Source organism: Halorubrum distributum JCM 10118 (assembly GCF_000337335.1).
GTDB classification, from domain to species: Archaea; Halobacteriota; Halobacteria; order Halobacteriales; family Haloferacaceae; genus Halorubrum; species Halorubrum distributum.
This window is the reverse complement of record NZ_AOJN01000068.1, coordinates 26,254-33,637: the sequence shown is the minus strand read 5'-3', so window position 1 is coordinate 33,637 and position 7,384 is coordinate 26,254. Positions and strand designations below refer to the sequence as shown.

General features: G+C 54.7%; 6 protein-coding genes and 1 pseudogene. 3 read left to right on the top strand and 4 right to left on the bottom strand.

Annotated features, from left to right (window positions below; all coding sequences use genetic code 11):
• A partial coding sequence (locus C466_RS15550; protein ID WP_004599890.1) for a pentapeptide repeat-containing protein occupies nucleotides 1–705 on the top strand: 705 nt, incomplete at its 5' end.
• Between the two features lie 807 nt (nucleotides 706–1,512).
• On the opposite strand, the gene C466_RS15545 is transcribed toward C466_RS15550, so the two are convergent.
• The 4 genes and pseudogenes from C466_RS15545 to C466_RS15535 form a co-directional block, all read right to left on the bottom strand.
• Nucleotides 1,513–1,779: a hypothetical protein gene (locus tag C466_RS15545; protein WP_004595404.1), complete on the bottom strand. Its 267-nt coding sequence runs from the start codon at nucleotides 1,777–1,779 to the stop codon at nucleotides 1,513–1,515.
• A 693-nt stretch (nucleotides 1,780–2,472) separates the two neighbouring features.
• Nucleotides 2,473–2,619 (bottom strand): hypothetical protein, encoded by a 147-nt coding sequence (locus tag C466_RS17415; RefSeq protein ID WP_239641240.1) that lies wholly within the window; start codon nucleotides 2,617–2,619, stop codon nucleotides 2,473–2,475.
• A 250-nt stretch (nucleotides 2,620–2,869) separates the two neighbouring features.
• Nucleotides 2,870–3,286, bottom strand: a pseudogene (locus C466_RS17410) (recombinase family protein); the annotation flags it as partial.
• 211 nt (nucleotides 3,287–3,497) lie between these two features.
• Nucleotides 3,498–3,806, bottom strand: coding sequence for a helix-turn-helix transcriptional regulator (locus C466_RS15535; protein ID WP_004595402.1), 309 nt, complete (start codon nucleotides 3,804–3,806; stop codon nucleotides 3,498–3,500).
• 374 nt (nucleotides 3,807–4,180) lie between these two features.
• Between C466_RS15535 and C466_RS16295 the strand changes: the two genes are divergently transcribed.
• A complete protein-coding gene (locus C466_RS16295) occupies nucleotides 4,181–4,513 on the top strand; it encodes a phage repressor protein (protein ID WP_080505928.1) in 333 nt (110 codons plus the stop codon).
• 462 nt (nucleotides 4,514–4,975) lie between these two features.
• Nucleotides 4,976–7,354: a DUF262 domain-containing HNH endonuclease family protein gene (locus C466_RS16285; RefSeq protein WP_080510537.1), complete on the top strand. Its 2,379-nt coding sequence runs from the start codon at nucleotides 4,976–4,978 to the stop codon at nucleotides 7,352–7,354.
• Nucleotides 7,355–7,384: the final 30 nt, after the last annotated feature.

The following is a 7,384-nucleotide window of genomic DNA, read 5'->3' as shown; positions in this document are numbered from 1 at the left end:
GCCGACCTCACCGAGGCGAACCTCATAGGTGCCGACCTCACCAACGCGAACCTCTCCGAGGTTGATTTGAGTGGCATAACACTCTCACGTAGGACCCAGATCGACGCGCCTGGTGAGAGAATAACGACTGAACTCGTCGATAAGGATTCGGTATCCAAGGAGCAACGGTACGATGTTATCGCCCGCGCGAATCACGAGCTCCGGACCGCATACAGCGCGAACGGACTGATCAGTCGCGCTCGAAGCGCTCGCGTTCGGGAACGCAAGGCCCGGCGAAAGGAAGCACTCGCCGAGGGAGGACGGCTGTCACGGGGGACTGCGGCGTGGCTCGGGTCGCTCTTCTCCAAGGTGTTCACCGGATACGGAGTCCAACTTCGCTGGGTTGCTGGCGTGATGATATTGTTGTATCTTCTGTCTGCCGGCGTGTACCACTTTGTGGNGTTCACCGGATACGGAGTCCAACTTCGCTGGGTTGCTGGCGTGATGATATTGTTGTATCTTCTGTCTGCCGGCGTGTACCACTTTGTGGGGGAGATGTCGGTCGGTCGAAGCCTCTACTACAGCGTCGTGACGTTCACGACGTCGCCGCCGGAACCCGCGCCGACCGGACTCGTGATGCGTGCTGTTGCGGGATTCGAGACGTTCGCCGGCACCACAGCAGTCGTCTTTCTCGGGTATGTGCTCGGAACCCGTGAGCAGGTGTGACTCTCCACGAAACCGAGGCGTTCGGTTCGGGTTTGATCCCGAGGTCGGTCTCGGCGGCGACGACTGAGTCCGCGGGTGGCTCGACGGTGACGCCGCCGACGCCGACGACCACGTGGCCGACGCGATCGAGACGATCGGCCGCGCCGGCGACCTGGGCGACGCTCGCGAGGCCGCCGAGGACACGTCGAGCGGACGCCGAGACCCACGCCGGGCGGCGCCGGTCGACGGGTCGAGCGTGGCGCTTCGGCGACACCGTCGACGTCAACCGCCGTTACGGTCTCGACGCCGAGGCCAAGGGGAGAGGGGGGGGGACCGCACGCTGCTCTAATCAACATTCAAGTGTGTGAATCTTTACACTAAATTCAAGTCTTGTCCCCGGTCATGTTCACCTGGTTCCAATCATCCGCGGGAGGGGACTTACATTTCGCTTCCCGTACTTTCACCCGCTTAGTCACATCTGTTTTTGTACTGGGCGAAGTTTTTTACATATGAACGACATATAAATAGCTGGTGGCGAGAGTCACCCACCCTGCCGGATGATTGGAACCATCCTCGCAGGTTGCGCTGCAGCAGACATTGCGATGTGGGCGGTGACAACTGCCCTTCGGCTAGCGCTCATCGTGGTGTTGACAGTGCGACTGAAGCGGGAGTGTTAGGCAACGAAGCTCCCTATGGTAAGCGGGGGTGGTAATGTGCCACCCTCCGCGAAAGAGAGATGGGATGCGATTCGGTTGCGCTGCATCCGGCAGGGTTATTCATTCCCCATACTCCGCCCTCGATTTTCGCCACCGACCGATTATCGGTCGGTTACTCCAATTCGTAGCCGTCGCGGAACGCGTCGCCGATCTCCATCATTACCTCGCCGCGGCCCTCAATCCGACCGAGCCGCCACATCTGGAGCTCGCGCTCGGTGAGGTCCGGGGTCATAGTTTGAAGGTCGATCGATAGGCGGCCCTCGTTTCGGTGGGCGGCTGGGATCCATTGCTCGCCGTGGAAGAGGTCCCCCTCCAGCATTTGCCGGTCCTTGTCGATCCGGTCGAGCGCCTCGCGAAGATCACCCTCGTCGATCGGCATAACCGCCCTGTCGCCCGCTATCGGTAAAATTTCTCATGCTGCCGCTCGCGACCTAGTCGGCGTCGAGCGGAGAAGGGGCGGCCGCCCTCCTCAAAAAGCGACAGCTCAATTTTTCTCTCTAATCACCCGCCCGCGTGTTAGATCGGCAAGAGCAACCCTGGGGGGGGAAAGCCGTATTCCGGCCTAACGGCCCCTTTCAACAACAATCACAACTCCGGCTAGATGCTCCAGTCGCGGGCGCGTAAATAGATCCGACGCCGACACACGGGGGGTCACCCAACTACCGACCGGTTACCGGTCGGTTCCCGCCGCGATCGGGGTTGACGTACCACCGCCGACCAACTGGTATACCAACTCCCGATCGGTGGTAGTGCGCCGCCGGATACACACGCGCGTATGTACAGGCCGCCCTCCTCCCTCCCGTTCGGTTGGTAGGGAATTAGTTGAGGGTTGGTCGGAGCCTGCCGAATGGATTGGTCGACCAATTCTAACAGGTTGGTCGGGCCGCCCTGGAGCGATTGGCCGACCTATTCGTCCGGGTAGTTGTACCGGTATATTTTCTCGCCTTTCCCCGGCGTCTCGACCTCGGGGAGCTGCTTGAGGACCTGGAATAACCAGCTATAGACACACCCCACTTCGCTCGCTTCGACGTGTGGCCGGTGCGTCCCTGGGCGAGGGCGTCGTCGCCGTCGGTCATAGGTCGAGCTCCTCCTCCAGCCGTTCGACCCGCTCGCGGAGCTGCTCGTCGTCGCGGTCTAAGTCCTCGGGCGTGCCGAGCGGTCGGACGTCGTCGAGGGCGTCGTCGACACGATCGTCGTCGGCGTTGCCGGCGAGGTACATCTCCCGTCGCTCCCCCTCTAGGTTCCGGAGTGTCGACTCCGGTATTCCAGTATCNAGTATCCTCGGCGACCTCGGCGTACGGTTCCCCGCGGTCGACGCGAGTGACGGCCTCGCGAATATGTAGGAATTCGGCCGGGTCGACGCGGAGGTATCCGTCTTCGACGACGAACCCGGCGGGCGGCCGTCCGGTCCATTTGCCGGCGTTTTGCGCCGCACGGACCCCGGACCGGATACGCTGGAGCTTTTGGGTGTGTTCGATCTGAGCGAGGTCGCCCATCAACCGCGCGATCATACTGTATATCGTTTGCTGGAGTTCGCCGTCGTCGACGTGAATTTTCAAACCGACGTCTAGGGCCTCGACGCCGGTGTCGTGTTCTAAACAATGCTGGATGAATTCGTGTATCTCGGTAGGACCGAGCCGCGACAGCCGACTAATCTCATGGACGACGACGAGGTCGAACCGACCGGTCTCGACGTCGTCGAGGAGCTCATTATAGACCTCGCGGGTGTCGGCGGCGCCGCTTACGACCTCGGGATACTCCTTGACGTCGTCGACCCCGAGGCCCTCCAGGTGTTCGCGGGCCTCGTCGAGCTGTCGGCCGACGTCTTGGTCCGCCGTCGAGACCCGGGCGTATATCGCCGCTGTCGAGGGTCCGTTTTCGCTCATGTTTTCGAGGACGCATTTCTAATTTAAACAAGTAGGGGTTATCGCGGTTCCGTGTATACCACTTCCTTCTCGACGCATTTTGAGTTCAGCTGTCCCGTACAGAGGATATTTTCGAAACACTGTCTGGCCCCAAGCCAACATTCGCGATCTTGGGCTGCCAATTCAATAAGCTCGCAGGCGTCGAAGCAGATGTACGCTCGGCGGGTGTGACTCACGCCGTCTCACTCCTTACCTGCCACGCGCGGCGCGCTTCGAGCGCGCGGCGGGCCGCCTCGGTGAGGCTGTACTCGTTGGTGCGCCTGTCGCGCGCTTGTTTGGCGACGAGATCGCACTCGACGAGTTTATCGAGGTTCTGGTAGAGACGGCTGTGGTTGATCTCTTCGCCGTAGTAGTCCGCGAGGTCAGCCTTCAGCGCTGTCCCCTTGCGGGCGTTCTCGTGGGAGAGCGCCCAGAGGAGGTCACGTTGGAACGCGGTGAGGTCCGCGAGCGCGTCGCGGTCCGCGGTGGGTTCCGCGCTCATGAGCCGTCCTCCGCGCAGTCGCGACAGACAGCGGCGCCGCGCTCGGCGTCGAAGCCGTCAGCCGGCGCTGGGCAGAACGTGTAGCCGCCGTCGGTTTCGCTCGATTCTCCGGTCGTCGCGCAGGGCTTAAGCCCCGCAGTTACCATCGTCAGCATGGTTCTGTGGGCTAACACAGAACCCGACCCGGCTGGGTGTCTCAGCACCGCGGCCGGGATTCCTACATTCTCTCACTAGTCGAGGATTCGTCACTCGGGCTCCGTAAGAGCACATCGTAGCCTGTAGAACTTATAGTTTACGAAGGTGTCTAAAAATTTTTTAGGTGCTCAATAGTTCTAACCGTGCCTATTAGGGTCGGTAGAAACAATGAGTGCCGTATGAGACACTCGGGAGACTGGATGGCGCTAGTTGATGATCGGGTACTAGAATATCTATCAGAGCATGACTCTGGTTCTCCCGAGGAGATGCGACAGAGTGGACCGATTCACTACTCTCGACAGTATATCGGTCGTCGGTGTAAGAAACTCACCGAAGAAGGTCTCCTCAAACATCTCGGAAACGGGGTCTACATCATTACTGACGATGGAGAGGCGTACCTTGATGGGCGACTTGACACGCAGGAGTGGCGCTATATCGATGACGATGCGAGCGAAGTCACCGCCAGTAGCTCCGAAGAAGTCCCCGGTGAGTCGGACGGAGGGGCAACCTGAATGCGTTCGTTCGTTCCGTGGATGACCCAGTTAGACGAACAAATTCTTGAGCAGTTAGCTTCGGACGGGGCCGCGACTTCGTGGGAAGTCGGGTTCGAGCTTGTCGGCACGGTAAGTCGCGGTCGAGTGACCGAGCGCTGTAACACGTTTGTCGACGCCGAGCTTGCCTAGCGCGAAGATCGTGATATCTGGTTCGGTCCCGTCGAGACCTCCTGGTCGATCACGACGTGGGGGCGCTCTACCTAAGTGAAGAAGTCGATCCCGGACTCAACGTTCCTGAGCCTGGTCCGCTGCCGCCTCATGCTACGCGGCCGGGTGAGTGGGCCGGCTTCTGACAACAGAAGTAGAAAAAAGTCAGTTCTTGAGAAGTCACTTGGTCTGCTTTTCAGATCTGTCTATCCCTATGTCGTCTGTTGATTCGCAGGGTACTACAGAAATTATTAGTATGTCTATATCAGTAACATGTCCATGGCAGAAGCAGATCAAGTGACACTTCAGTCGCTGTTTGAGGGATCAAGGCTCAATATCCCTCGATACCAGCGTAGTTACGCTTGGGGAACAACAGAGGTGGATGATCTCCTCGGAGACATTGAATATATTATTGACCGGAAGAAATCAGTGGCAGATGATGATAATATTATTCATTATTTTGGAACAATTGTACTGAATGATGCGGGTGGAGTTGATAGTCCGGTGTCAGATGACTGGACGCTATTCGATATTGTCGATGGTCAGCAACGGATCACCACTGTTAGTTTACTCGTTTCTGTTCTGAACGAGGAACTCCAAGATCTCGACGATTATATAGATGTAGACACGAGTGTCCAAGACCCACCATCAGAGCTTGGAAGCAACTACAGGAATATATTTGTGAAATATAAAACAAGAGATAACGGTAGACGACTAACGCCTGACGAGTTAACAGAGGAAGCATATCGTCGGCTTGCTGTTGATTCACAATCTCCTGAAATTATAGACGATACAGATATCCTTCCAGAGCGAAAGCTAGCTGACGCTAAAGAGGCCATTCAAGACTGGTTAAATCAAAAGAAGAGGTCAATCGCGGATACTGATTCGTTTGAACAAGCTGACGAGGAAGATCTCTACAATTATTTTGAATNAGACTGGTTAAATCAAAAGAAGAGGTCAATCGCGGATACTGATTCGTTTGAACAAGCTGACGAGGAAGATCTCTACAATTATTTTGAATACATTGATGAGGTGATATCCGTAGTTTGTTCTTCGTTTAAAGTGACAAAATATAAAGTTGAGGATGCGGCTGAAGCGGGACGGCTCTTTGAGGTTGTTAATGACCGAGGAAAAGACCTCAATATAGCTGATCGAATTAAGAGCCACCTCTTATACTGTGCCGGTGAGGTTGAAGATATCGACGCGGAGCATGTTGCCCGCGAATTCAATGACGCTGTTGAAACAGTAACTCAGCATGGGGGTGACGAGGACGTAATTGAGCAATTTGTCAAAGATCATTGGGCAATGTTTACTGGAGAGGCGACACGCCGCCGCCCCCAAAATGAAATCAACGAGTTACACCGCCGAATTAAGAAAATAGACAGGTATGCCCCAATCGATCGCGACCCTGACGATCTAAAAGACTGGATCGACGAATATGTACAATCCCTTCAGGATTCGTCACAGGCGTTCGTAGAAGCATACTACCCAGATCTTATTGACGAACGATACACTATCGACAAGAAGTTACTGAATAAAATATATTGTATTGATAATTCGGGGGCGGCTACGAACTTTAGACCGTTATTGATGGCTGCGCTGTTACATTTTGATGTAGATAGCAGTGAGTTTTCGGACATTATCCGGCAGTGTGAGACATTTGCCTTTAGAGGGTACCAGATCAATGGCTTGAGAACTAATTCTCTGAGAAGATCTCTCAAGGAGAAGGCACACGAGCTGTACATCTCTATCGAAGATACAGAGGATATCCGTGAACTATTCGGCGAGATGACGCTGGATAACGTTCCAAGTGATCCCGAAGAAGCCTCTGATAAGATATTCCATTGGTTTGCCGATGAGATCCAGAAGAAGTGTAGCGAAGAAGTATTCGTTGAATCTCTCAACCGTCCGGATGTAATCAGCGGCTCACAGACACACGGTTGGACTGGGTTCCATAATCGAAGCACTGTTCGCTACCTGCTCTATGAATATGAGCATTATCTCAGAGAACGTCGCGGAGATACGGGGACACTAAACTTAGTTGACTTTGGGACTTTGAATGAAGACTATGAGATCGAACATATAGCGCCCCAGAATCCGAATAGTGAAGATGATGCCCTTGAGAATCACGAAGAGAATAAACACCGACTTGGGAATCTGGCGCTGCTTGGGCCAGATGATAATAAGTCAATTGGAAATGAAAGTTATGAAGAAAAATATAATCAAATATATAACTACGATGAGGGAAGCGACCTTGCCATACTCAGAGAGTTACCAGAACCCTCCGAAGCATGGTCTATGGATAATGTGAACCAGAGAACTCTCGATATTGTCGAATTTTGTAGAAGGAGGGGGTCTGGGGGGAAAGTAGCAAAAATCTACGCGGAAGACGAAGTGAAAAATGAAAACAAGGGTGATATAGCTGAAGCGGTGCGGGGACACTTTGAAAATACAGAGCCCGGATACATCTCTGCGGTATTCTTTGTACAAGATGAGTCACCAATAGCCCAAGAAACAGAGGATTTCATCAGTCAAAACACCTGTAATAACTGTACAGGAGTACGATTGGAGATCTCTGAATCAGGTGAATTTTGGTGCACCTGTGATCATGATGTTGACCATCCAAACTATCAGGTGATCGTCGATAAGTAGTCGCTGATCCGTTCAAAGTAGTACCCAACT